Origin of the sequence: Cognataquiflexum nitidum, from assembly GCF_022538055.1 — a bacterium.
GTDB classification, from domain to species: domain Bacteria; phylum Bacteroidota; class Bacteroidia; order Cytophagales; family Cyclobacteriaceae; genus Cognataquiflexum; species Cognataquiflexum nitidum.
The window spans coordinates 1-26,120 of the sequence record NZ_JAKZAM010000044.1 but is presented as its reverse complement, the minus strand read 5'-3'; the positions used below and the strand labels follow the sequence as shown (position 1 = coordinate 26,120).

The following is a 26,120-nucleotide window of genomic DNA, read 5'->3' as shown; positions in this document are numbered from 1 at the left end:
TGCCTCCTGCAAAGATTTCCATTGACTTTTCTTTTCCTGACCCCGCACCGCGCGTTTTCTTACAATTCAATTCAACGGTTTGCAGCTACCCGAAGGGCGGGCGATTCACCACAAATGTTGATTAAAAGTACGAAAGTTCCTGTTACCACAAATGTATCTTTCGTGCACAAAACCCCGCCTTTTGGGTAGGTGCTGTTAGCTGTGGTTTTTCTTTCCGTGTTCATATGTCAATTCAATTAGTAGTTCTGCTAAACATTGAAGTCTGATTGCTCCTTCTGATAATGGTTTGTCATTAAATGTGTCTAGGAATTCGTTTATATTTTCAAGTTTTGGCTCAAGTGTTTCAATGAAGTCTGTGCGTTGTTTTTTTGTCAGGGTTTGAATTTTCTCATCTCTTTCAAAGTCATCTGAAATTGCCAAGTTCTCATAGTCTAAAAGTATTTTCTTAAGTTCTGTTGGTAAGTCAGCATAATCATCTTTGTTGTCCTTGTCAGGAAAATTTGTCTCAATTATTGATTTTATCTTACTTAGAGTTTCAATCTCTGTCAAAATTTCTCTTGAAGGGTTCAATATCAATTGAAGACCATTTTTAAAAACAATTAACCCTTCGTTTGTATTAAGTTGCAATGATTTCAACTCATTGAAAAGTAACTTAATGCAGTTTAATATTACTTTGTCACCTTTTTCTCTGGAATATATTTTCCCTATTTCTTTAATATCTTCTAATAAAATGTTTGATAAACACAATTTGTCAGGAATGTTTATTGCGAAATTTAGAGCGATTTCTGTTGGTGTCTCAATTTTAATTGTGTTAGTAAAATTCCAAATCCTTATCTTATTACCTAATTTGTCTTGAAACTTAAAAACCCTTGTTGCATTATCATTTAAGTTGTAATCAAATAGAGATATGACCTGACTTTTTGGTCGGAATATTTTAATCTTATCTTTTATTTGTTTTTCTGTCGTCATAAAATCACAGCTAACGGTTTCGGGCTTGGCGAAGGTGGCGATTTTCACCACAAATGTTGATGCGGAGAACCAAACTTTGATTAACCACAAATGTGTCTGCGGAGCACTGAACCGCCACTTTTGCCAAACCCGTGTTAGCACTTCGCCCTTCTTTTCTGTCGTGGTTGTTCGTTGTCATTTCGTGTCTGTCTTGGTGCGTTGGCTTGGTGGCTCTTTTGGATTTTTTTTGCGTTGGTCTGTGCGTTGGAAAAAAATACAAATGTGCCACCAAATGCGTTGGCTTATCCTGTCATTCCGTTTATAAATGTTTCTACAAAGTCCATAATACGTTTCAATATTCTGTCGCCTAATTTTTTGCGTTGAAGTAAACTTGGTTTTTCTCCGTCTATGAGTTCTAATACTTCGTCTCTCAATGGTTGTCTTTCCGCAAATAAGTAGTCTTCAATTAATTTTTCTGTCTTGTCTGGTGAAAGGCTTTCTTCTGTCACCAATTTAGAAAATGCTTTTTGTTGTTCTTCGTTCCAATATTTGTCAAACGCTGGTGCAACTTCGTCTGTGTCCACAATAACTGGCAAATTCTCTTGTATAAACTTCTCTATCAATTCTCGTTTGCTTCGCAAAGTCGTTTCGGTGCTTAGCAAGTTGAAAATTTCTTGCTTCGCTTTGGTCGTGTCTTTTTGTGTCTGTGCTTTGAGTTTGATTAAAAGCTGAATGATATATGCAACATTTATTTCGTCTCGGTGAATTAACTCCAATTCAAAATCTACGTCTTCCAAAATTGAAACTTTCTCTTTTTGGTGGTTGCTTTTTACTTTGTCGTAAAGGTCAAGATACTTGCTTTTAAAATCTTCAAACTGCTGTTCAGTCATTTTCAAGTCAGCCCATTTGAAGTCTGAAAAGGCGGTGAGAATATTTTTTATTCTCATTAAATCTCTGAACGCTTTTATGAATTCTAATTCGTCATCTTCGGTTTCTAAATCATCAACGTTGTCAGTTGTTGGCGTTAATGATATTAAATGTTCAAATGCTTCATCAAACTTGGCAGTGTAGTCTTCATAAGGTTTCATTATGATTACTTCAATAGCTTCTTTGTTGCTAAATAAAGTAATTGCTTCGTCTGTTCGGTTTTTAAGGTTGCGGAACGCAACAATATTGCCTTGACTTTTCTGCTCGTTTAATATTCTGTTTGTTCGGCTGTATGCTTGAATAAGTCCGTGATACCTTAAGTTCTTGTCAACATACATTGTGTTCAATGTTGGGCTGTCAAAACCTGTGAGAAACATATTTACAACTACCAAAATATCAATTTTGCGTTCTTTGACTTTCTTTGAAATGTCATTGTAATAGTTGTAAAAACTTTGGCTGTCTTTGGTGGTGAAGTTGTCGCCAAATAGTTTGTTGTAATCTTGTATGAATTCTTCTAACTTGTCTCTGCTGTGAAGATTTATTTTGTATTCAGGTGTTGGTTCTGCAACTACATTCAAATCAACATTATCAAAATCCGTTTCAAAGTTTATAAAGCCGTTTGCATCTGCATCATCTTCATTTGCTCCATAACTGAAAATGGTGGCAATGTTCAAATTGTGTAATCCTTCTGTCTTTTTCTTTTTGAATAAATCAACGTACTTGATAAGCGTAGGAACATTATTGATACAAAACATTGCTGTAAATTCTCGGCTGTGTGTTTTGCGGTTGTGGTGTGCAATAACATAATCCGTTATTTTTTCTAAACGGGTTTCATCTTCCATCAACTCTTTGGTGTCAATGTCTTCTACTTCAATATCAATGTTGGTTTCTCGTCCGTCTTTGTGCTTATATCTTCCAACGTATTCAACAGCAAACTTTAAAACATTTTCGTCTTTGATTGCATCTGTAATTACATATTTGTGCAAACAGTCTTCAAACAAATCTTTGGTGGTTCTTTTACCGTGTTCGTTTTTAGCCGCATTATCCTTAAAAATTGGTGTGCCTGTAAAGCCAAATAACTGAGCATTATTGAAAAACTCTTTTATGCGTTTGTGTGTATCTCCAAACTGGCTTCTGTGGCATTCGTCAAAAATGAAAATGATACGCTTGTCTTTCAAGTCAGCCATTTTTGCCTCATACTTCAATTTGCTAATGGCTGTGTTTAGCTTTTGAATAGTGGTTACAATGAGTTTGGAGTTTTTGGCTTCTCCTTTTTTGTCAACGTATGTACCTGTAAACTGCTTAACTAAGTTTTGCGTATTGTCTGTACCGTCAATACATCCTTCCTGAAAACTATTAAATTCTTTGGTTGTTTGGCAATCCAAATCTTTTCTATCCACCACAAAAACAACCTTGTGAACTTGTGGCAATGCCATTAAAATTTGACTGGCTTTGAAACTGGTTAGGGTTTTTCCCGAACCTGTCGTGTGCCATATATAACCGTTCTTGGTTGAGTTCTTTACTCTTTCTATTAAGGCTTCAACTGCGTAAAACTGATACGGACGAAGCACCATTGGAATTTTATAGGCTTCATTCAGTACAATGTACTTGCATATCATTTTACTTAAATGGCACGGCTCTAAAAAAGTATCGGTAAAGCCATTCAGAATATTGGAAAGTCTTTTATTTTCAACGTCTGTCCAAAAGAAAGTTTGTTTAAAACTTTGGTTTCTATTGTTTGCGTAATACTTTGTATTTACTCCGTTGCTTATGATGAAAATCTGAACATACTGGAACAAAGCAGAGTTAGCACCAAACGAATGCCTTTGATAACGATTGATTTGATTGAATGCTTCTTTCAATTCTAAGCCTCTGCGTTTCAATTCTATTTGCACTAATGGCATACCGTTTATGAGTATGGTTACATCATAACGGTTTTTGAATTTCCCTTCCTGGCTTACTTGGTTGGTAACTTGATATTGGTTTTGACACCAATGCTCGGTATTCAGAAACTCAAAATAAAGATTGTCGCCATTATCCCGAATAATGTGTTGCTTTTGGCGAAGCATTTTTGATTTTTCAAAAACAGAGCCTTTGCTCAATAAATTTAAAACTCGTTCAAACTCTGTTTGTGTAAACTGTGCATTGCCTGTTTTAGTAAGTGCAGACTGATTGTGTTTTTCTAATTGCCCTTTCAGATTGAGCAATAAATCTTTTTCGCTATTGATTACAATATAGCCGTAACCCAATTTTTGTAATTGGACAATGAGTTGTTCTTCTAATATTTGTTCCGACTGTCTAGACATTTTCACTTACTGTTTCTTTGGCATCTAAATAATTTTCCAATTCTTGTTCATAAGCCACTTTGTCTTGGTCAAACAAAGCTTTGCTATAACTCAAATTTCCAATTGGGTTTTCGTTATCGAGCCATTCATTAAATTCTGTGCTGTCCTCGTATTCTAATTCCTTAATAACGGAAACTTTAGAAAAGGAATGAAGTACATAATAAAGCATATTATCGGTAATGTTCATTACCAATTGTGAAAACTGGCTATCACTAAAATATTCTTTGGGTGAAAGTTTTCCGTGCGAAATATCGCCTCTTTTATTTCGCACTTCTCCAATTGATACAATGAGCTTATTCACCTTATTTACAAAATCTAATTCTATATCCTCATTGAAGTCTGCTAATTTGGTCATAGCTTGTCTTACAACTGGATGAAAATCCATTTTGTCGGCAACCAAAGCATCATAAGAAAGGTCAATTTGTTTCCAAATAAACTTTGATAAACCTTCAAGCAATGCCTTGCAACTTTCAATACATATATCGGGATGGCTTTCTACGTTTTCCTCTATTTTTTGGATAATAGTTTGGTAATAATCAATATTAGTATATCGACTTTCGAGAACTTGTAATATTTCTTTCGTGTGTTTCAAAATGAATTATCTAATTATTTCTTGAATTAGTAAAATCCTTTTATCAATAGAATTTATAAAATGACCAATTTTAACTTGTTCGTCATAAGTTGGTAATTCAACTTCAAGGTTAGCAAAAACTGAAATCCAATGCCTTCCGTGTGCACCGGGCACATATTTTATGTTCTTTAATATCTCAAACATAAATTTTATATCGTAGCCAATTTTTGCCGTTAATATTTTCATAGCCGATGATTTAGCCTTGAATGGAAAATCAACGAATTGACAAGCGGTCGTAAAGTCGTCAAATATTATAACTGGCAGATTATAATTGTAAATTCCTGACTTTTCATTTGTATATCCTAATATGAATGTCTTTCCTGCTGTTACAACGGGTGTTTCAAAAATATCTTCATAATCAGTACTAGAAACTAAATAATTTGTAGGTTGCTCATAATCTAAGCATTCACTAAGCTTTTTATTTGCCCATTCAGGAAATTCAGTATTGTCATCTTGTTTAAATCTTAATACTTGCGAAAATAAATTTTGTAATACTCCTTTTTTGAACTCGTTTAATAAAAACAGGTTATTTCCATCTGGAAAAGGTATCTGTAGTATTTCGCAATATTTGGAAATCAGTTTATCGTTTTCATAAGATTGTAATTTGTTTTCTTTGAGTTGCTCTATTACTACTGGGATATCTATTAAAGTTTCAACATCACTATTGCTTATATACCTAGTAATATTTAAATTAAAGTCATTGCCTTTTATTTTTTCTATACTTGCTTTCGTGCTGAATTTATCTATTTCTTTTCTATTTCTATATGTGTCAATTATCTTATTAATATGTTCATCCTTTAGAATATTTTTATTTTTATTCTTTTCAAATTCCAAGCTGGCATCTATGAAAAGAATGTCATCAGGATTTTCTCTACACTTTTTAAACACCAAGATTGAAGTTGCAATACCTGTTCCGTAGAATATGTTTGCTGGCAAACCAATTACTGCATCTAAAAAGTTTTTGTTTTCTATCAAATACTTACGAATGTGTTGCTCAGCACCACCTCTAAACAATGCTCCGTGTGGTAATATAATTGCCATTGTTCCATTATCAGCCAAATGGTAAATCATATGTTGCAAAAATGCAAAATCAGCTTTATTGCTAGGTGCTAGTTTACCGTATTGGCTAAAACGGTCGTCACTTGTAAACAATGGGTTGGCACTCCATTGAGCCGAAAATGGTGGATTAGCTACAATGGCTTCAAATTGCTTGTCAATATGCTGTGGGTGTTCAAGTGTGTCGTCTTGTTTTATATCAAATTGACGGTAATGCACACCGTGTAAAATCATATTCATTCGGGCAAGGTTGTAAGTAGTACGGTTCATTTCTTGTCCGTAAAAATTACTTACATCTTCAACTTCTTTTGCCACACGTAGCAACAAGGAACCCGAACCACAAGTTGGGTCGTAAACCGATTTTAGTTTGCTTTTTCCTGTGGTAACAATTTTGGCAAGTATTTTAGAAACTTCTTGCGGTGTATAAAATTCACCCGCAGTTTTGCCTGCACCACTGGCAAATTCTCCAATTAAGTATTCGTAAGCATCACCTAAAACATCAACTTGATTAATGTCAGATAATTTGAAATCAATTTTGTCAAGGTGCGTTAGCACCTTTGCAATAATTGCATTTCTTGCTTCGGGTGTTTTACCCAATTTAGAACTGTTTAAATCCATATCCTCAAAAAGATTGTCAAAATCTTCTTCGCTGTCGGTACCCATTGTACTCAACTGGATATTGATAAGGATTTTTTGTAAATCTTCTAAAATGAAATTGGTTTTGCTTTCGTCAAATTTGTCAACGTCATCTTCATTGTCGCCTTTGCCACGTTTGGCAACTTCTGTAAACAATTCGTCTGGTCTTAAAAAGTAGCCTAATTTTTCTAGTGCTTCTTCCTTAATTGCTTCAATGAATTCTTTCCCGTTCTCGGTTTTTGGAGTTATGTCATTGAACTTAATATTGTCTTGTTTCAATATTTCGTCAGCGAAAATGTTCATTTTTTCGCTTAGGTATTTATAGAAAATGAAACCCAAAATGTAGTCACGAAATTCGTCTGCATTCATTTTGCCACGTAGCGTATTGGCAATGTTCCAAAGTTGGGCTTTTAGTATTGTTTTATAATCTTCACTCATTGAGTTTGTCTTTATATTTTAGGTTGTAAAGTTAGTTTTTAAAACTCCATTAATGCCATAAGTTACCGTCAAGTTGTCCATTGTCCACTAGCTGGGTGGTGGGTGGGCTTTGGGTGCGGTTGGGCAAAATTAAATGTGCTGCAAAAGCGTTGGCTTGTGTGTCGGCTTGCAGCTCTTTTAATTTTGCGAAGGGTTGGCATTTTGTCTGTCATTTTTCTGCTCGTTTGTTGTCGGTCGTGGCGGTCTTTTAGGGTGAGTGCTAACGTTTTCGGGCTTGGCGAAGGTGGCGATTTTCACCACAAATGTTGATGCGGAGAACCAAACTTTGATTAACCACAAATGTGTCTGCGGAGCACTGAACCGCCACTTTTGCCAAACCCGTGTTAGCGGTTCGTTCTTTTTCTTAGCTTAAATAATTCAGCCTTTTTACAACTTCGTTTAATTTTGTCTGATTGCCAATTTCTGAATAGCATAATTTTAGATTTTTCAATGCGTCATCATTGTTTGGCATAAGTGTTAATGCCTGCTCAAAGTATTTAATCGCATTTTGATAATCATCATCATTGTATGCGTGAGCACCTTTATTATTTAAAGCATCACTTTGCATAGCAATTTGCATTTTTTCTTGCATCGGCATACTTGTATTCCATTTATGCGTGAAATTTTTAAAATTGTCAAAGTCAGAAAATTGGTTTAAGGTTTCTGATTGTTTTTTATTTTCAGCTTTTTCATATGCGATGTCAATATTTCTGTCGTGCATATGCAGTGTCACTTTATTCACGTTGCTGTTTGATTTGTGTAGGGTTAATCCATAGTCAGCAAAGGAAGCTCCCATCGCATCCGTTCCAAAACCACGAAGGATGATTTTGTCATTTTGTTCAGCAACTAATTTCATTCTTTTTTCTGCCATTTGAATGTTGTCGCCCCAAACTGGGTGATTTTCATTCATATTGTACATAGTCACATAAAAAGTGCTATTGTCTGATGTTTTAACTCTAATACCTCTCCAAGCACCTTTATTGTTGGCATTTGTAGGTCGTCCATTTTCAATTCTTGTATGGTCGTCAGATAGAAATTTAAAGTCCGTTAAATCTATTGACGGTTTATTATTGTCCGATTTTAAAAAGTCGAATAGTCCCATTTTGTTTGTTTTTAATGTTTATGAATAGAATTCTACAAGAGTATTTGGGTCGTGAATAGTAAAAGTAACTTTACTCAAAAGACCTTGTTTAAAAAAAAGAGAAGAGATGTCTGGATTATTCCTTTCAACTTTGTCCGAAGAGTTAAAAATATCCTTGCTCCACATTATTCGGTCATTATTTGTAGAAATTTCGCCAAACGAAAAATGTTTCATTATGTGGTTGTTAATCATAACGTCATCAATTGTAACATTTAATTGTCCGTTTACCACTTTTGCAACTATTTGTCCAATTGAGTTGCCTGAATAAATACAAGCACCGCCTTGCCAAACTTCAAATTTTTTGTAGTTGAATGTAAATGATTTCCTTTCTATCTGTCCTAACATTTCACCGATGTTGCTTGGAAATCTGTCCCAATTGTCTGCCATATTTTTTTATTTTTTTGAGTTGTGCTTACTCTATTCGGTTTTCAGCTTTCCCGTTTGTGCTGTCGTCCTTAGAATGACCGCTAACGTGTTGCTTCACGCAATCATTGCGCTATGTATGCCATATGGAATACATGGCGCAACAGTTGCGGATATATTTGAATTATCTTAAACATAAACCTAAAAGTCTAAATATCCAATTTGTCCAATGGACTTATTATTTGATCAAAGCCTTTTGTTGTAATATGGGTATAGATTTGAGTTGTTTTTGGGCTTTCATGCCCCAGAAGAGACTGAATATACCTTAGATCAGTACCGTTTTCAAGTAGGTGAGTTGCGAACGAGTGCCGTAAGGTATGGACAGTTACTTTTTTCTTAATCCTTGTAATTTCCAAGGATTGCTTTAATATGGCTTGAATGCTTCTGGCAGAATATCGTATAGGCTTTTCATTAGTACTTCCTTGTCCTTCGAATAAAAACTCTGAAGGTTTCTCATTTTTGAAATATTCCCTCAATATTTTTAAAGTTTTTGGAGATAAAATAGTATACCTATCCTTCTTCCCCTTTGCTTGTTCAATCCTTATTTGCATCCGTTTTGAATCAATGTCTTTGATTTTGAGATTGATCAACTCACTTATTCTGAGTCCGGCAGAATATATGGTCATCAGGATTGCTTTGTGCTTCAGGTTTTCGGTGGCTTTGAAGATGGCAATGATTTCCTCTTCACTACAGACCTCGGGTAATGCTTTCTCCCTGATCGGCCTATCTACATGATAGTATTTCCGCTCGCCGCCTTTGACTTTTTCGAAGTAAAATTTCGCGGCGTTGATAGCTTGATTTTGATGTGAAGAGGACACTTTCCGCACAGTCACCAGGTAATGGGAAAATTCCATGATTTCTTTTTCACCAAAATCATTGATATCTAAATCCGGAAAGTGATTTAGGAATTCTTCGAATAAAGGAACATAAGCCCTGATGGTACTTTGACTATACCTCCTTTCTTCCAGCTTGTGAATAAACTCCTCAGGACATTTTCTGTAATTAGGGATGTCATTGGGCGATACTTTGGCCACCACCTCAGTCTTCTTTTCTTCTTCTTCAAAAACCAAATTCAATCCGAGTTCCCCTACCTTTCTTTTCACCTCTTCCAAAAACTGCTCGGAGTAGGGGATGGTCCACCATTTATTCTTCATATCCCATTGGTAGTAGGGGATAGATTTTATGGTTTTGGTAAGAGTAGCATTGTATCCAAATACCAGCTTTAGTCTACCGGCCCGGGTTTTGATCACCAAGACCTGGTTTTTGTCAATTTTCCTGGATTGCCCGGTGGATTCTGTAGAAGCAGTCTCATGTCGGATGACAGGTCCAAGCCTTTCCCCAAAATGCTGTTGGATCCGCTCGAGGTTGCCGGGAAAGTGTGGAATCTCCCAAAAAAAACCTTCCTTGTTCCACTTGGAATACCTGAGGGTCAGGATGAACTTTACATCAGCCTCATTTTTGGGCATCTTCAGGATGATCTTCTTTCCGATCACCTCTACTTGGATAGGTTTTGGTTCCATGGGATTAAAAATTAAACGTCAACATTAATCCAGCTTCCGGAGAAGCAGGATAGCTACTGATCCAGCTTCCAGAGAAGCAGGATATCAGCCATAATTTAACCTGTTGGTTCTTTGATAAAAAGTTTCAACCCAATCTTAAACGTTTAACTTTGGATCCTGCTTTCATGAGAGTTCCGGCTACCCTTCTCCTATACTTCCCCTAACCTTCCGACCACCTTCCCCTACCCATACTCCGTGTCCCTCCTAAGGATACTCCGTGTCCTAGCTTAGGATACTCCGTGTCTGGGTTACCCTTTAGCTACCCCGGAGCGGATCCTGATAGGTATTTTCGCTATTGAAGATGCATGGTGGTCTTACCTGATTAAGAATGACGACAACGGAATGGTTGTAGGCTTCTTAACCGAATGAAAAGCCAAAGTAAAAAATGCTTCAAACCCATCGTTTTGAAATAGTCGTCTCCCAAAGTGATTAAACTACTTCAACCCCTTTATGTATTTTACAATTTCCCAAAACCCAACAACTGTTACTTTTGGTCAATCTCAAAAATCAAAGAAATCAATTTCCCAACCGGTTTGGACTGTCTAAAAATTCTCCTTGGATGCATCGCTTATAGGAAGATCAAAAATTCCGATGCGGGATTTTTCGGTGAAATATAAACTGATTGTAAGAGTTTTCCCCAGACAGAAAGCCAAAAAATAATTTTAAAGAAGTTGTAAATTTAAGTTATTCACTTTTCGGGAATTTTTTCCCTTTTTCGTCAAAATACATCCCATCTGTTTCCATATCTGAGATGGTGCGCTTTATGGTACTTTTGAATTTTTCTTTGGTTTTTTCAGGAATTTCATCATCCTCAAAAAAGGAACTAAGCACGTTGAATAAAGCTGCTCTGGTAAAACCGGATGCCTTTTCAAATTCATAGGGCTTCTGCTCCATGTGGGTAATTTCCTTTACAGAAGTGACTATAAAAATTACAAAAGAAACAACGACCAATACTGTCAATATAATTATGTCTAAGTTTTCCATTTCACCTTTTTATATTAAATATTATCAAAAAGCCCAAAATGGTCGGACACCACAAACCAATAAAAATAGCCTTCATCGGTTCATTTTGAATGAGGTAATAATACTCTGATATGCCGATTAGGACTACCACCAAAACCATTAATACTATTTCGGATTTTTTAAACTTCTTCATCTATTTTAAAATTATTTTTTAGTGTGCAGTTTGTTGATATATAAATCGGAGATGTTACATCATATAGTAACAGTATATGATTTACAGGTTCAATCAAATTTGGGATTTGCCAATTAATGTGATCCTAACCCAGCTAAAAGCAGAATGTTTTTAAGTAAATGATTTAATGTTAGTTGCATTTTAAGGAAGCTTGGCAAAAATGATATCCTGGCCTCTTCTAGTTGGGAATTAAAATTGCGCTTATCCAAGGATTTCGGTACTTCCCAAAACGCTACCTCAACCTTTTTTTGGCGGTCAAAAATAGGTATCTATTCCCCTTTGCCGTTTGTAAACAAAAGCCAGGAATCAGTTCTAAAGGTATTGTTTACCGTTCTTGTTCCCACAAAAATCACCTCATCTTGCGCCCTGCTGCCGACAGCATTGTGTCGGTAACTTTCGATTCCATTGTAAATCTTTTCGATACCTCCGCCACCTGCTAAATCGGTAGAAAAAATCAAAGCTGTTTCCGTTTGGTTTGGGGTGGCATTAGAAAATCCGCAAAAATGGATCGAGTTGCCAAGATAGATGGCATCCATAAACCAATTTCTGTTGATACCATCACCATGGTCCAAATTCCAAAGGGTGTTGCCGCTGTCATTCAGCAAAAATGCCCAGGCGGTAGTCTGCTTGGATCCTACAAAAAGGAAATCCCCCGTGGGACTCTTGATGACGCTTGTCACTGTCGAAAACCCGAGGCCTCCTTTTTCAGTTTCCCAATTTACCTTGCCATCCTTAAACCTATAAATCAGGATTCCCTGTTCATCTAAAGCGGGATCTGCTATTTTTCTCTGACCTTGGACAAGAAAATTTGATTTGCTTTCAATCACTAGGTGACTGGCAAAGAAATCCGCTTTTGGCTTAAATCTGAAATCTGAGGATCCTAATGCGTCCCCATTTTTTGAAAATACTTCAAAATAAACTTTCTTTTGGAGTGCATTGGGATCTTCATTTGTGGTCGATGTAAAGGCAAGAATCAGTTCATTTCCCAGTACCTTGAGGGTGGGTGCTTCTACCATTTCCGGACCACGGGTAACAAATTTTTCCCATAAAAAATCCCCGTTTAGATTGTAGGCAGATACCCCAAGTCTGTTGTCACCTTCGGTTTTTCCCGTTGCAAAGATTTGGTTTCCCTCTACAATCATATGGTCAAAAACATGGCTAAGTATCCAGAATCCCTTTTGAAACTTTCCGTTTCGATCCAGAACAGCACCCCGTGCCATATTGTAGATTACAATTGTATTGTCATTGGGGAAAAGGATCCCGTTACTGCCTCCTTCATCCTCTATAAATATTTCCTTTGGAGGTACGTCTGAAGGAGATTCATCCGAATCACAGCCTGTCCATAATCCTAGGCAGAAGAAGAAAATCAAAAATCTGTATAAGTATCTCATAATAAGGGTTTTGAATAAATCTATTTAAAAGTTGCTGGTTAAAAAAATTTGAAAGGACATATTTTAAAGGGATTGAAATAAATTTTTCAAGGCGGAAGATCAGGTGTTTTTAGAAAGGTATCAGAACTGAACTTAATTCTGTGGCACCTGCGGTCTTACAAAAGTTAACTGCTGGTAAGTCAGCTGCCTCTGCCTGTTCAAGAACCTCCTCAAAACAGTATGCCGTAAAGACCGATCCATCACAAATCATTCCATTCATTTTTAAGTCTAGTCCCTGAGTCAAACAATGATGGATGTGACAATCAGAAAGGAAACATGATGATTGGATCAACTATTTTTCGGTCAGGCAGATTTTGATCTTAGTGTTAAAGGACAAAGGATGCGAAAGTTTTCATCAATTCTGCAATGGGAATTTCCAAGAGAATCACAGGGACATAGGGCAGGGATGCTGCCACCCAAATCGGGAGGATGTCATACAGTGAAAAAATATCTTCCCCGAGTGCTTTTTCCAACACTTTGTCTGTAGGTATGATTGATTCATCCCGAAGTAACAATTGCTGATTTTCTGCTTTCATCCACAGAGTTTATTCATGAGCTCTTAAAGATTCTAGTTCCTTTTGAAGAAAAACAGAATAGAGATTCTCGGTAGAAATTAATCTCTTGTAACCTTTGGTTAATAATCCATTCATCAGTTTTTTGTCACCTGACCAAAGTTGCGACTCCATATGGTTTGCCAGAGCAACAAACAGCGCATCATCCTCATCAGTCTCGGATACCAAATCTATGGCAATATCAATATCCTTATCTGAAATTAGAATTTCATCAATGAAAGTTATTCTATCCGTTATTATTTCATATGCTCTTTCAAATTGAGCATCATCCATTCCTGAATGCTTTAAAAGTTTGTTTTTATGGTCCAATATCTCTGATTTCAACAGGTTGACCGAATAAAAATCAAAAAATTTTGAACCATATATAATTAGCTGCCCTATTTTACTTTGGGAATTTAAGATTGCACTAAATACAATATTTGTGTCAACAATAATTTTCATCCAATATTTCTCAGGGCTTTAAATTTCTGCCAAATGTTTTTTGAGGCCTCATCTGCAAATTTTTCTACTTCGTCCTGACTTATTTTTGAGCTATTGGTTTGTTCCATATATTCCAAATAGTCAAGCATATTTTGAAGTTCTGTCAAATCCACATTGGCGGGCAGCCTAACCAATATTTCGTTTTTTGTCCTTTCCAGTATCATAAGAATGATTTTAATCAAATATACATAATTGACCCTGATTTTACTTATTTCTAATTCGACACTTTCCTTGGTTTCAGTTCCTCAAAGAAAATATCATCATTGGGGACTTGGAATTCCAGTCCTGTTACTTTCATGTCGTTGTCAGTCTGAAATTTGACCGTACCAAAACTGAACCAAGCGTGCTTTTCGTCCCATACGATTTCCCATACATCATAATGCCAATGCTGTAGTGTTGCGGAAAGGCGAGGTGAATTTTCAAATTCAAGCAGGAGTTCCTCGCCTTCGATGGTGACAATGATATTGCCATACACTTCCGTATGGAAAATACCGGCATAGGTAGAAAGGGGAAGGGAGGGTTTGGTATCCATCACCCGTTTGGCTTTCATGTCTGCGATGCGGGTGTCATTTTTTTGGTTTTCATTGGTCCTGACGAGTAGGTCTGCCGACCAATCCTTGGTGCCTGTTTCCAGGAATTGGTCAAAAGCATAATAGGTAGCAGCCATGATGGGGCTTTTGTGGCCGTTGGTCAGGACGACAATGCCGAGGTTCTCCTCCGGAATCATCGTCACCGCAGTGATCATCCCATCAAATCCTCCTGTATGGCCCACCATCAGTTTTCCATGGAAATCTCCCAGGTTCCAACCTAAGCCATATCCTGAAAAATGCCTTCCTAAGTCGTTTTTTCTAGTGTGGTCTACCGGAAAATTGTTGTGCGGTGTCCAAACCATATTGCGGGTGGACCTGGTCAAAAGCGTGTCCTTGCCATGGATTCCATGATTCAGGTTAAAGATCATCCATTTGGCCACGTCGGTGACCGAAGAGATAATGCCACCTGTGGCTCCGATTTCATTCCAATCTTCAAATTGAATGGGGAAGTTTATGTCGTTTTCCCGTCCATGTGGCGTGGTAATGTTATTTGTACTTTCTAATTCCCTTGCGGAAGTCAGTGTCCTGTTCATTTCCAAGGGAATCAGGATTCTTTCTTTGACATTTTCGCCCCATGTTTTGCCTGTGATTTTTTTGATAAGCTCGCCGGCAGTGATATACATCAGGTTGGAGTAGCCATATCCGGCACGGAAATCATAGGCCTGTGGAAGTTTTCCTGCGAGCTTGATCATATTTTCGGCGCTCATTTCGGATTTGTACCAAATCACATCTCCGCTGAAGGTACCCAAACCCACTCTATGGCTGAGGATATCCCGCACGGTGACCTGACTGCTGATCCAAGGATCGTTGTAAAGCGAAAAATAGGGGAGATGGTCTTTGACCCTGTCGTTCCAATTCAGTTTCCCTTCCTGCACGAGCAACCCGATGATCGCAGAAGTGAAAGCCTTGGAATTGGAGGCAATGGCATACAGGGTGTTTTCATCCGGCTTTTCGGGTTTGCCTGTTTCGATAAGGCCATAGTTTCCGGTAAAGACCAACTTGCCGTCCTTGACGATGCCGATACTTGCTCCCGGTACATCCCAATCCTGCACCATTTTGGCAAAGTACGCATCGAGTTTTTTGAGGTCTGGACCCTTTTTGGATTGGGCGGATAGGTCGATAATAAAGAGCAGAGTCAGGGTGAAAAAAAGGAAGAGTTTTTTCATAATTAAGGAATTTTAAAAGGCATTATAACTGGATTCTAGCGAATACAATATAGGCTTTCTTGGTAAAAAATATAGGGTTTGACAGGTCGTACCTCCAAAAAAATCCATTTTTAAAAGATTGTTTTGCTAGAAATTGACAATCTAAAATTAAATTCAAAAACAACCGATTTAATACTTTAATTGATGAAATAAGTAGCCAAAAAGAATTAAATTCGAAAAATGAGTTATAAATGAAAAGGGAATTGTGGCTTTATAAAATTCCGTATTCTAAAATGAATTCCACATGAAATTTTAATAAAATTGAATTCGAATGTCAAGTTTTAAATGACAGTGCTATGAAAAATTTTAGTATTTTTTCTTTAATAATTGGATTGGTTTTAATTTCATTTTCAACCTTTTCCCAAAGGGAGGATTCTGTATCTAGAAAAAATGTCATCAAGTACAACCTGATTGAAGCAGCATTGTATAACAGGGCATTTTTGTTTCAATACGAAAGGATACTTAACCCCAATCGATCATTTTCTGTCCAGGTAGGCCATATGACTTTGCCTGAGCTCCTCACCAGATTTGAAAATATTCAGAAGATTTCAAATGCAGAGCAATTCGGATACAATGTTACCGTTGACTACAGATTTTACTTAGCCAAAAAAAACAAACACAGTGCCCCCTGAGGTGTATATATTGCCCCGGATGCCTCTATTCACCATTTTAAAAACATCAAGGATTTTGAAATTCAGAGTGCAGAATCAAATGAATTTGAAACTGTTACCCTCAATTCTAACATGAATATCCTCAGTGCCGGAGTGGCTTTGGGATACCAATTTGTGTTGTGGGACAGGATGACTCTGGATTTTTTGGTCTTGGGGCCTTCTATCTCCAATTACAATGTGGGAATGACCTTGGATGGAGATCTTCCTCCCGTGGAACTAGATGAAAACCTCCAACTTATCCTTGAGCACATTGTAGATAGACTTCCTTTAATCGACAGCTTGTTGGAGGATAGAGTCGCGAAATTTGATGGCAGGACAAATATATCTACTTTGGGATTCAGGTACTCGGTCGGGATTGGTTTTCGGTTTTGAAAAATTGATTAGAAATACCAAAATCACACAATTGGTTACAAAAGTGTGAAAAAAATCACATAATCGGAACTAATTGTGTGATTTTACCCCCGCTTTGTCATGGCATTTCAGGCTGGATTTTCTTCTCCGATTTTTATTCAACAAATATTTTTTCGAGATAATCCTTTGTTCGATCTACCAAAAAGAGAGGAATGTTCAACAATCCATCCCTGAATTCCATGTTCTTCAGTGAGTAGCGGATCTTAAGTTTAGGAGAATGAACTTGGGAGTAATAAGCCAAACTTTTACTCCTGACATTTTCATCGGATTTCACTTCTATTGGGATAATCTCATTCCGGAATTGGATCAAAAAATCCACTTCTGCCTTTCCTTCAGAAGTCCAATATCTTGGTAAGACATCTAGTTGTGGCATCAGACTCTGCAAGATGAAATTTTCAGTCAATGCTCCTTTGAATTCTACAAAAAGTCTATTTCCCTCTTTGAATGCCATGGGATCAAGTTGGGATTTTCTTCTTAATAAACCGGTATCAAAAAGATAAATCTTGAACGCAGACAAATCGTCGTAAGCCGTCAATGGCAAATGGATCTGGGTACAGCGGTGAATTTTATGGACCAATCCTGCTTGGACCAACCAAAGTAAAGCGTCTTCATATTCTCTTGCACGCGCACCTGTTTTGACAGCTTGGTACAAGAATTTTTTATTTTCCTTTGCCAATTGGGAAGGAATGGAATCCCATATGTAAGAAATTTTGGGTATGTCCTTCTTCTCAGTGTGTTTCGAAAAATCAAGTTCATATGCTTTTTGGATGTCCTGAAGAATTTGCTGAGTCCTATCAATGTCCATTTCATCCAATAAAATTTTGGCTGCTTCCGGTAATCCGCCCGAAATGAAATAAAGCTTGAATTTTTCCAATAGGGAGTTGAAGAAGAAATCAGGTATTGGCTCTCCCAATTCCGCGGATTTCACATAAGCAGCCAAATTTGGATCCGCTTGATGCAAAAACTCCAAATAAGTAAGAGGGAAAGCTTCCATGAATTCAACTTTGCCAACTGGAAAAGAGGCTTCATTGCCCAAAGTGATTCCTAAAAGAGATCCGGCAGCAATGATGACATATTCAGGTGCATTTTCATTGAAATATTTGAGCGAGTTTAAGGCAGGTTTACATTCCTGAATCTCATCAAAAATAATGAGTGTCTTTTCAGGTTGGATGTTTTTACCATGTACCAAAGAAAGATTTTGAAGCAATCGTGTAACATCTTTGGTTGATTCAAAAAATTGTTTGATATCCGGCTGTTCATCAAAATTGAAATAGGCGACATCTTCAAATTCTCTCTTTCCGAAAGTTTTAATCAATGACGTTTTACCCACCTGCCTGGCACCTTTGAGTAACAGTGGCTTGCGGTTTTTTCTGTTTTTCCACAGAAGCAAATCCTTTTCTAAATCCCTTTGAAAATACATAAATCACACAATTGGTTACAAAAGTGTGAAAAAAATCACATAATCGGAACTAATTGTGTGATTTTACTCAAATTGTCCCGATTTCTCCTTGCTGACCAAGCCCTCTGTCAGCTTGTTCAAGGCCTCTACTTTATACTCAAAATCTCCTTTTAAGGTCTCCCGATATTTGTTGATATTTTCTACCAACTCATTGATGTCTTCGGGGATGACTTCTTCGAGTAGCTGACGCAATCGCTTGGCTGTAGTAGGAGATTTGCCGTTGGTGCTGATTGCGATCTTGACATTGCCTTTGCTGACTATTCCTCCCAAGTAAAAATCACAGAGGTCCGGTGTATCTGCTACATTGACCAACAGAAACCTTTCTTTGGCATCGTCTTGGATCTGTTTGTTGACCGCTTTGTCGTCTGTGGCGGCGATGACGATATGCTTTCCTCCAAGATATTTCTCGTGGTAGACATCCTGGATCAAAGTGACATATGGATTGTCTTTTGCCAAAGCCAAAAAATCTTCATTGAATTCCCTGGAAACAGCCGTCACCTGCGCTTTTGGACTGCTTTTGAGCAGGAAAGCCAATTTCTCGGTTCCCACAAATCCCCCACCAACCAAGAGCGTATTCAATTGATGGACTTTAAGGAAGATGGGGTAGAGGTGGTTCATATTTAAATCTTGATATTAGTTGATAATTTTTGATATTAATTGATACAGGTTTCCTCTAATTGAGAAGATATGAAGTACTGTTTCCGGTAAAATATCTATCAATATCCAATATCAATTAATATCTAACTTATGATTGCATAAATTATTTGGTTTCTGGGAGAATAGAGGGTACAAATTGGGTAGAATATCGCGAAGCAAATATCCAATATCCATCAATATCAATTTTTTAAAACCTCAATTTTAGAATGATAAATTTCCATCAACTGATAACTTTCCTTCACCACTTCCCCAATCACAATCACTGCAGGACCACCGATACGGCTTTCGGATACTTTGGATTGGATGTCGTTGATCGTTCCTGCTACTATTTCTTGCTCGATGGTTGTTCCGCTTTGGATCATGGCGATAGGAAGATTTCCCTTTCCTGCTTTTTGATAGACTTCGACGATTTCGGAGAGCTTTTTGGAACCCATCAGAACCACTACTGTAGCCGTAGATTGGGTGGCCAAGTGCAGGTCGCGTGACAATTCCCCGGAACTTGTGGTTCCTGTGATTACCCAAAAACTCTCAGCCACTCCGCGCTTGGTGACGGGAATTCCCGCTGCTGCCGGAACAGCCACAGAAGAAGATATCCCCGGAACCATTTCCGTTGGAATCTCGAAGGCTGAGATGAAATCTATTTCCTCAGCTCCTCGGCCAAAAACAAAAGGATCACCGCCTTTCAATCTGACCACATGGCCATATTTCAAGGCATATTCCACGCAAAGTCTGTTGGTATCCTCCTGTGGATTTACTTGACTGCCTTCCCGCTTTCCCACAAAAACTTTGATGGCATTGTCGGGTGCATGCTTTAGGAGACCTTTGTCAATCAAGGCATCATAAAGAACGACATCGGCTTTGTTTAGCGCCAATACCCCCTTCAAAGTGATCAGTTCAGGGTCTCCCGGACCTGCACCGACCAAAGTTACTTTTGGTTTGATGGATTGATTCATGCTGTTACCTCCTGTTCTCTGAAAGCGCTGATCGCGTCAAATACTTTGATGGCCTCTTTGAAATATGCTTCCGCAAATTCTTGGGAAGGCTCATTTTTGTTGATTTCATATACGATTGAAGCCAAGTCTTTTTCCAAGCCGATTTTTCCTGTTTGGATAAATGTCTCGTCAAACAATGCCACAATGTTTGCATAGGAGTTGGTGCTTTTGCTTTCGCTCAGCAAGATTGCTTTTGCTGCATTGACAATCGCAGCATAGGTATGATAGATGCTGTCAGACCATCTTTTCTCCACCAAACCTTCTTTGGAAAGCTCGAGTTTTTCCCTGGCTTCAAGCAATAAAGTAGCGACCAAGTCAATCACCACTCCGGCACATTCCCCCACACCCACAGCCACTTTATATGCTTCTTCATGTCCCCAATCAACCTGATCGGCTTCGGTGATGGTGGAGGTTTCTGTCAATACTTTCAAAATATCGTAGAAATAAATATGTCCAAGTCGGTCATAGTAATCCAAAAAGGATTCAGTACCGTTGGCATTTTGCTCAAAATCTGCGATCAGGATTCGTAAAGCCTCCGGACCACGGCGACTAGGAACTTTGATCACTTTGTCCGCAAATCTGCCCTGTCCATCGCCCAAAGTACCTCCGCCGAGTAAAACCTGAAGCGCAGGAACAACCACTTTGCCAACTTTCATGGACATGCCCTGAAATCCGATATGGGCCATATTGTGCTGTCCACAAGCATTCATGCAACCAGATATTTTGATCGTCAGGTCTTTATTTTTGAGGTATCGGGGATATTCTGCAAGGATTACTTTCTCTAATTCTTTGGCAATTCCTGTACTGCTCGCAATGCCGAGGTTACAGGTATCTGTTCCCGGGCAAGCCGTGATGTCTCCGAAAGTATTGTACCCGGCATCAGCCAAACCTATTTTTTTTAACTCCTGGTAAAAGAATGGAATGGCTTTTTGCTGAACATCGCGGATGAGGATGTTTTGCCTGAGCGTAAATCTCAGCTCATTGTTTGCATAGTTTTTGACCAAGTCAGCGATCTGCCTTGCTTGGGGGGTATAGAAGTCTCCCAAAAGGACTTTCACACCGATCGATACAAGTCCTTTTTGTTTTTGGGGAAGGACATTGGTGAGTTTCCACTGCTCATAAGCGAGCTCCAAAGGCTCTTCCAACTCGGGAACTTCCGGTCGAATGAGCACCTTTGAATTCTCATAACCGTCGTGGTTTATGGGATATTTTTTGAATGGCAGGGCTTTTTGTTCTTCTTTGACCAAATCCAGAAAAGCCTCCAATCCGATATCTGAAATCAAAAATTTCATCCGTGCTTTCAGCCTTCTTGCCCTTTCTCCATGCCTGTCAAAAACCCGCAAAACACCTTCAATAAATGGGATCAATTCGTCTGTGGGAAGGAATTCCGTGATCAAATCGGCATGTCTCGGCTGTGAACCCAATCCACCGCCAAGCATGACTTTGAAGCCACGGATTTCTTGGCCGTTTTCATTTTTTACTTTTGGGATAAATCCCAAATCGTGGAGGTAAGCCAATGCGGTATCTTCATCAGAAGCTGAAAATGCCATTTTGAACTTCCTGCCCATTTCTTGGCAAACAGGATTTCTCAAAAAATATTTAAAAACCTCATCTGCATACAAAGTAACATCAAAAGGCTCTTTGGGATCGACTCCGGCAGTCTCAGAAGCGGTTACATTCCGCACAGTATTTCCACAGGCTTCGCGTAAAGTCACATCGTCTTTTTCTAATTCAGCCCACAAGGCCGGAGTTTCATCCAAACTCACGTAGTGGATCTGAATATCCTGACGGGTGGTAATGTGCAGTCTGCCGGTGGAATATTTGTCCGAAACGTCAGCAATCCGCCTCAGCTGTTCGCCGGTGGATTTGCCGTAAGGAAGCTTGATTCGGATCATCTGTACACCCGGCTGCCGCTGTCCATAGACGCCACGGGCTAGGCGGAGGCTTCTGAATTTTTCCTCATCAATCTTGCCTTCTCTAAAAAGTCGAATCTTTTTTTCCAGTTCGAGAATGTCTTTCTCAACGATGGGATTTTCTATTTCTGTTCTGAAGCTTTGCATCTTTTGAATCTTTGTCCCCCAAGAGGGAATGTGGTATTATGGAATTTAATCTGTCGACATTGACTTGTCAGTATTGAAATAAGGTTGAAATAGGCTTTGCGAAATATGCCTTCGGCGAAATAATTTGGCACCATTTTGAGCTTGTTTGGCGGTCAGATGCTTTTTTTTATTTCAATTTATTTCCACTTATTTCTATTTATTTCAGTTTTAATCGATAAACCCAACTCCCACAGTATCATAACTTCCTTCGTCGATCAGGATAAACCTGCCGTTGGATTTGTTGTCGTGGTAGGTGTCGAAGTGGATAGACTTGCTCAACCTGAAATTCACCTTACCGATGTCATTCAGTTTGAGTTGGGCTGCAGGAACTTCCCCTGTGAAATCCGTGTGGATCACAGAATCGATGCTTTCGACTTTTGCCAAAACCCTGTTGATGCCGTGCTGAAGGGTATATTTATCTCCCACTTTCAATGGCTTGGAATTGACTTGGCAGATCGTTGCAGTGATTTGCTTTTCAGATTTTGGCAGTTCGCTGGACTTTACCAACATGTCGCCTCGGCTGATGTTGACTTCATCTTCCAATGTGATCGTGATGGAAGCTCCGGGCAATGCCTCGGAATATTCCTGATCGAAGAAATGGATGGTTTTGATTTTGGATTCTGTAAAGGAAGGCAATACCGTCACTTCGTCGCCAACCTTCAAGCTTCCGCCATAGAGTTTGCCGGAGAATCCCCTGAAATCATGGAAGGCTTCCGTCCTAGGCCTCGTGACATATTGGATCGGAAATCTAGCCACCGTGCTTTCATGTAAATCCGAAGGTTCCAAGACCTCAAGATGGTCCAAAAGTGTATTTCCGACATACCAAGGCATGAGTTCAGAATGCTTTGCTATGTTTTCCCCTTTCAGTGCCGAGATCGGAATGAAGGTGATCTGATCGGTTTTGAAGTCGCTCTTTTCTACCAAAACCTCAAAGTCTGCCTTTATTTTCAAGAAAACATCTTCGTCGTAATTGACAAGATCCATTTTATTGATAGCAACGACCACATGGCCGAGTCGGAGCAAGTTACTGATAAAGAAATGCCTGTTGGTCTGCTCGATCACGCCTTTTCTTGCGTCAATCAGGATTATCGCCACCTGGGAAGTGGAGGCACCAGTCACCATATTTCTGGTGTACTCCACGTGTCCGGGAGTATCGGCTATGACAAAATTGGTCTTGGCAGTATTGAAATAAATGTGGGCAACGTCAATAGTAATTCCCTGCTCACGTTCTGCAATCAAGCCGTCTGTTGCCAAAGAAAAATCCAAGTAATCGAAACCACGCTGACGGCTGGTTTTCTCGATAGCTTCCAACTTATCTGTAGTAAGGGATTTGGTATCATACAGCAACCTTCCGATCAAGGTGCTTTTGCCATCATCCACCGATCCTGCTGTTGCGATTTTTATAAGTTTTCTATTGTGTGTCATGGGGAAATGGGAAATAAGTTAATGGTTATTGGGTTATTGGTCCTCGGACCACTGACGACGGACTATGGCTGAATCTAATTTTTTGACCAATCTGTCTCACGTCTCATGTCTTGTGTCTCACGTCTCAAATCACGTCTCACATCTCCTTTAAAAATACCCGACTTTCTTCCTGCTTTCCATGGCTGCTTCGGAACGCTTGTCGTCGATTCTCGCTCCCCGCTCGGAGATGGTTGAATCCCTGATTTCGGCTACAACAGCATCCAAAGTCTCTGCATCCGAAAGTACAGCCGCGGTACAAGTCATGTCGCCGACGGTGCGGAACCTGACCATTTTCTCAAATACTTCCTCATGTGATTCCCTGTACACATGCTCGTTTGCGGTCCAAACCATCCCGTCACGGAAGAAAACTTCCCTTTTGTGGGCGAAATAGATGGAAGGAATGGCGATGTCTTCGGTTTTGATATATTCCCACACATCGAGTTCAGTCCAATTGGAAATCGGGAAAACCCGCACGTTTTGTCCTTGGTGGATTCGGCCATTGAGCATGTCGAAGAGTTCGGGTCGTTGGTTTTTTTCATCCCACTGACCAAAATCATCTCTAACCGAAAAGACCCTTTCTTTGGCCCTTGCTTTTTCTTCATCCCTTCTTGCGCCACCAATGCAGGCATCAAATTTGAATTCCTCGATGGCATCCAAAAGGGTAGTGGTCTGCAGGGTATTACGACTAGCATATCTTCCCCGCTCTTCGGTGACTTTGCCTTGGTTGATGCTGTCCTGCACATTGCGGACGATCAGTTCAAGACCCAATTCGGCGACCAATTGGTCACGGAACTCAATCGTTTCCGGGAAATTATGACCTGTGTCAATGTGTAACAATGGAAAAGGAATCCTTGCCGGATAAAATGCCTTTTGGGCCAATCTGACTAAGGTGATAGAATCTTTTCCTCCCGAAAAAAGCAGTACAGGTCTTTCAAACTGTGCCGCCACTTCCCTCAGGATGTGGATCGATTCTGCTTCTTTGGGATTAGGTATAAATAGGTTTGACATGTCTTTTTACTTTTTTTTCTCAAATCTCAAATCTCAAATCTCAAATCTCAAATCTCAAATCTCGTGTCTTTTCTCTCGCTTCTCGCTTTTCACCTCTCGCCTCTCGCTTCTCACCTAGCGTGTAAGCCGCATTCCTTTTTGGAATCTTCCCACCACCACCGCCCTGCCCGGGCATCTTCACCCGGTAGGATGGCCCGTGTACAAGGTGCGCAGCCAATGCTGATGAAACCTTTGTCATGAAGCGGGTTATAGGGAATTTTATTTTCAGTGATGTAAGCGATCATTTCACCAAAACTCCAATCTAGCAAAGGGTTGAACTTGATAATCTGATTTGCTTCGTCCCATTCGATCTTTTTCATGTCACTTCTGTTCGCACTTTGCTCTGCACGAAGTCCTGTGACCCATATACTGTTTCCGAGAAGGGCCCTTTTAAGGGGTTCGACTTTGCGGGCATAGCAGCAGGATTTGCGGTTATCAACCGAATCATAAAAACCATTGATTCCTTGTTTCAGGACCAGGTTCTCCACTGATTCTCTTTCAGGATAGAGAACTTTGATTTTTGTATGGTATTTGGTTTCGGTGCGGGCTATCAGGTCCAATGTCTCAGGAAAAAGCCTCCCGGTATCCAGGGAAAATATGTGGATAGGAAGGAAGTTTTCGGCGATCATTTGGGTGATGACTTGATCTTCTTGGCCCAATGAGGTAGAAAAGACAACTTTCCCCCTGAAAAGATCAGAGAGAAATGCAAGTCCTTCTACAGGAGAAAGGTTGTCGATCTTTTCGCTGAGGTTATGCAAATTCTTTTTTAGGCTCATCTTTTTCAATTTTTGTGGCGCTTTCCCAGGCCCTTTCATGGAAGTAGTAGAGAATGATTTTGGTGACCACCTCGATGGACCCGATGGATATCGCCATCACCAGCTGCCCGGTGACAAAAAAAGAGATCACCATAGTATCCAAAGTCCCGACGATTCTCCAGGAAATGGATTTCATAAAGCTCTTTAAATTGGAGTCTTTGCCCTGTTTGGCCACAAACCACTTTTTGATCGGCTGGTCTAAAATCATATAGTTAACATTATCACACTTTTACAAAAGTATATAAAGTCTATAAATATTATAGGGTAATAGGAGAAAAAATTTTATTCTTTATCTAAAATGTCAGCTAAGGACTTGTTTTCCAACACATTGAGCATCTCGTCGCGGACTTGGATCATGACTTTGTTGAGGCCACAAAGCGCCTCACTTTTGCATTCGGCGCAGGGTTCGTAGTAATTGAGGCTGACGCAGGGAAGCAGGGCAATTGGTCCGTCAAGTAAACGGATAACTTTGGATAGCGCCACATCTTTGGGTTCTTTGATCAGGTAATATCCTCCGCCTTTGCCTTTTTTGCTTCCGAGGATGCCCGCTTTTCTGAGTTCGAGGAGGATGTTTTCCAAAAATTTATGCGAAATCCCGTATTCCTCAGAGATGTCATGGATGAGAACGGTCTTTTGGTCACGGTGCTTGCCAAGGTAGGTCAGGGCATGAAAAGCATATTTGGTTTTTTTGGAGAGCATGGATACAAAAATAGGGTTTTTCCGCTATTCTCAAAGTTAGTCTACACGCATCAAGAAAGAGAAAAACCTAAGAGATTAGGTAATTAGTGGATTACAGGATTAAGTAAATTTAGTGTAACTACTCAGGTTGTAATTTAGCTATATGAGTGAGGTTTTGGAGGACATTTTCTGACTTTTTGATCAAGGTGTCG

The 26,120-nt window shown here is 39.2% G+C and carries 24 protein-coding genes; 2 read left to right on the top strand and 22 right to left on the bottom strand.

Annotation, left to right across the window (positions count from 1 at the left end; all coding sequences use genetic code 11):
- Window positions 1-195: 195 nt before the first annotated feature.
- The 13 genes from MMU07_RS20225 to MMU07_RS20165 all read right to left on the bottom strand — a co-directional run bounded on the left by MMU07_RS20225 (window position 196) and on the right by MMU07_RS20165 (window position 15,576).
- Entirely contained in the window at window positions 196-969 is a 774-nt protein-coding gene (locus MMU07_RS20225) for a hypothetical protein (RefSeq protein WP_241128425.1), read from the bottom strand.
- Window positions 970-1,250: 281 nt separating this feature from the next.
- Window positions 1,251-4,181, bottom strand: a complete 2,931-nt coding sequence (locus tag MMU07_RS20220) for a type I restriction endonuclease subunit R (protein ID WP_241128424.1) — start codon at window positions 4,179-4,181, stop codon at window positions 1,251-1,253.
- Entirely contained in the window at window positions 4,174-4,812 is a 639-nt protein-coding gene (locus MMU07_RS20215) for an abortive infection family protein (protein ID WP_241128423.1), read from the bottom strand. The genes MMU07_RS20220 and MMU07_RS20215 overlap by 8 nt, the downstream gene beginning before the upstream one ends.
- 6 nt (window positions 4,813-4,818) lie before the next feature.
- The gene (locus MMU07_RS20210; RefSeq protein ID WP_472843682.1) at window positions 4,819-6,981 is read right to left on the bottom strand and encodes a type I restriction-modification system subunit M; all 2,163 of its coding nucleotides are present in this window, start codon (window positions 6,979-6,981) and stop codon (window positions 4,819-4,821) included.
- A 403-nt stretch (window positions 6,982-7,384) separates the two neighbouring features.
- Entirely contained in the window at window positions 7,385-8,122 is a 738-nt protein-coding gene (locus MMU07_RS20205) for a tetratricopeptide repeat protein (protein ID WP_241128422.1), read from the bottom strand.
- Window positions 8,123-8,140: 18 nt separating this feature from the next.
- The gene (locus MMU07_RS20200) at window positions 8,141-8,548 is read right to left on the bottom strand and encodes a hypothetical protein (protein ID WP_241128421.1); all 408 of its coding nucleotides are present in this window, start codon (window positions 8,546-8,548) and stop codon (window positions 8,141-8,143) included.
- A gap of 185 nt (window positions 8,549-8,733) precedes the next feature.
- Window positions 8,734-10,104 (bottom strand): tyrosine-type recombinase/integrase, encoded by a 1,371-nt coding sequence (locus tag MMU07_RS20195; RefSeq protein ID WP_241128420.1) that lies wholly within the window; start codon window positions 10,102-10,104, stop codon window positions 8,734-8,736.
- Between the two features lie 723 nt (window positions 10,105-10,827).
- Window positions 10,828-11,127 (bottom strand): hypothetical protein, encoded by a 300-nt coding sequence (locus MMU07_RS20190; protein WP_241128419.1) that lies wholly within the window; start codon window positions 11,125-11,127, stop codon window positions 10,828-10,830.
- 480 nt (window positions 11,128-11,607) lie between these two features.
- Window positions 11,608-12,729 (bottom strand): hypothetical protein, encoded by a 1,122-nt coding sequence (locus tag MMU07_RS20185; RefSeq protein ID WP_241128418.1) that lies wholly within the window; start codon window positions 12,727-12,729, stop codon window positions 11,608-11,610.
- A 365-nt stretch (window positions 12,730-13,094) separates the two neighbouring features.
- Window positions 13,095-13,304 carry a hypothetical protein gene (locus MMU07_RS20180; protein ID WP_241128417.1) on the bottom strand — a complete coding sequence of 70 codons (210 nt, stop codon included), beginning with the start codon at window positions 13,302-13,304 and terminating at the stop codon, window positions 13,095-13,097.
- Between the two features lie 9 nt (window positions 13,305-13,313).
- On the bottom strand, window positions 13,314-13,781 hold the full coding sequence (locus MMU07_RS20175; protein ID WP_241128416.1) for a PIN domain-containing protein: 468 nt from the start codon (window positions 13,779-13,781) through the stop codon (window positions 13,314-13,316).
- Window positions 13,778-13,984: a hypothetical protein gene (locus MMU07_RS20170; RefSeq protein ID WP_241128415.1), complete on the bottom strand. Its 207-nt coding sequence runs from the start codon at window positions 13,982-13,984 to the stop codon at window positions 13,778-13,780. The genes MMU07_RS20175 and MMU07_RS20170 overlap by 4 nt, the downstream gene beginning before the upstream one ends.
- A 50-nt stretch (window positions 13,985-14,034) precedes the next feature.
- A complete protein-coding gene (locus MMU07_RS20165) occupies window positions 14,035-15,576 on the bottom strand; it encodes a serine hydrolase (protein ID WP_241128414.1) in 1,542 nt (513 codons plus the stop codon).
- A gap of 335 nt (window positions 15,577-15,911) precedes the next feature.
- On the opposite strand from MMU07_RS20165, the gene MMU07_RS20160 reads away from it, so the two are divergent.
- Window positions 15,912-16,247: a hypothetical protein gene (locus MMU07_RS20160; protein WP_241128413.1), complete on the top strand. Its 336-nt coding sequence runs from the start codon at window positions 15,912-15,914 to the stop codon at window positions 16,245-16,247.
- Between the two features lie 111 nt (window positions 16,248-16,358).
- On the top strand, window positions 16,359-16,658 hold the full coding sequence (locus MMU07_RS20155) for a hypothetical protein (protein ID WP_241128412.1): 300 nt from the start codon (window positions 16,359-16,361) through the stop codon (window positions 16,656-16,658).
- 133 nt (window positions 16,659-16,791) lie between these two features.
- Here MMU07_RS20155 and MMU07_RS20150 read toward each other — a convergent pair whose 3' ends face one another.
- The 9 genes from MMU07_RS20150 to MMU07_RS20110 form a co-directional block, all read right to left on the bottom strand.
- Window positions 16,792-18,117 (bottom strand): ATP-binding protein, encoded by a 1,326-nt coding sequence (locus MMU07_RS20150; RefSeq protein WP_241128411.1) that lies wholly within the window; start codon window positions 18,115-18,117, stop codon window positions 16,792-16,794.
- Between the two features lie 63 nt (window positions 18,118-18,180).
- Window positions 18,181-18,774: a precorrin-2 dehydrogenase/sirohydrochlorin ferrochelatase family protein gene (locus MMU07_RS20145; RefSeq protein WP_241128410.1), complete on the bottom strand. Its 594-nt coding sequence runs from the start codon at window positions 18,772-18,774 to the stop codon at window positions 18,181-18,183.
- A gap of 218 nt (window positions 18,775-18,992) precedes the next feature.
- Window positions 18,993-19,766 (bottom strand): uroporphyrinogen-III C-methyltransferase, encoded by a 774-nt coding sequence (gene cobA / locus MMU07_RS20140; protein ID WP_241128409.1) that lies wholly within the window; start codon window positions 19,764-19,766, stop codon window positions 18,993-18,995.
- Window positions 19,763-21,865: a HEPN domain-containing protein gene (locus tag MMU07_RS20135; protein ID WP_241128408.1), complete on the bottom strand. Its 2,103-nt coding sequence runs from the start codon at window positions 21,863-21,865 to the stop codon at window positions 19,763-19,765. The genes cobA and MMU07_RS20135 overlap by 4 nt, the downstream gene beginning before the upstream one ends.
- A 207-nt stretch (window positions 21,866-22,072) precedes the next feature.
- A complete protein-coding gene (locus MMU07_RS20130) occupies window positions 22,073-23,329 on the bottom strand; it encodes a sulfate adenylyltransferase subunit 1 (protein WP_241128407.1) in 1,257 nt (418 codons plus the stop codon).
- Between the two features lie 147 nt (window positions 23,330-23,476).
- The gene (cysD, locus tag MMU07_RS20125) at window positions 23,477-24,376 is read right to left on the bottom strand and encodes a sulfate adenylyltransferase subunit CysD (protein WP_241128406.1); all 900 of its coding nucleotides are present in this window, start codon (window positions 24,374-24,376) and stop codon (window positions 23,477-23,479) included.
- Between the two features lie 110 nt (window positions 24,377-24,486).
- On the bottom strand, window positions 24,487-25,191 hold the full coding sequence (locus MMU07_RS20120) for a phosphoadenylyl-sulfate reductase (RefSeq protein ID WP_241128405.1): 705 nt from the start codon (window positions 25,189-25,191) through the stop codon (window positions 24,487-24,489).
- A complete protein-coding gene (locus tag MMU07_RS20115; RefSeq protein ID WP_241128404.1) occupies window positions 25,166-25,438 on the bottom strand; it encodes a DUF2061 domain-containing protein in 273 nt (90 codons plus the stop codon). The genes MMU07_RS20120 and MMU07_RS20115 overlap by 26 nt, the downstream gene beginning before the upstream one ends.
- A 74-nt stretch (window positions 25,439-25,512) precedes the next feature.
- Window positions 25,513-25,929, bottom strand: coding sequence for an RrF2 family transcriptional regulator (locus MMU07_RS20110; RefSeq protein WP_241128403.1), 417 nt, complete (start codon window positions 25,927-25,929; stop codon window positions 25,513-25,515).
- Window positions 25,930-26,120 lie beyond the last annotated feature (191 nt).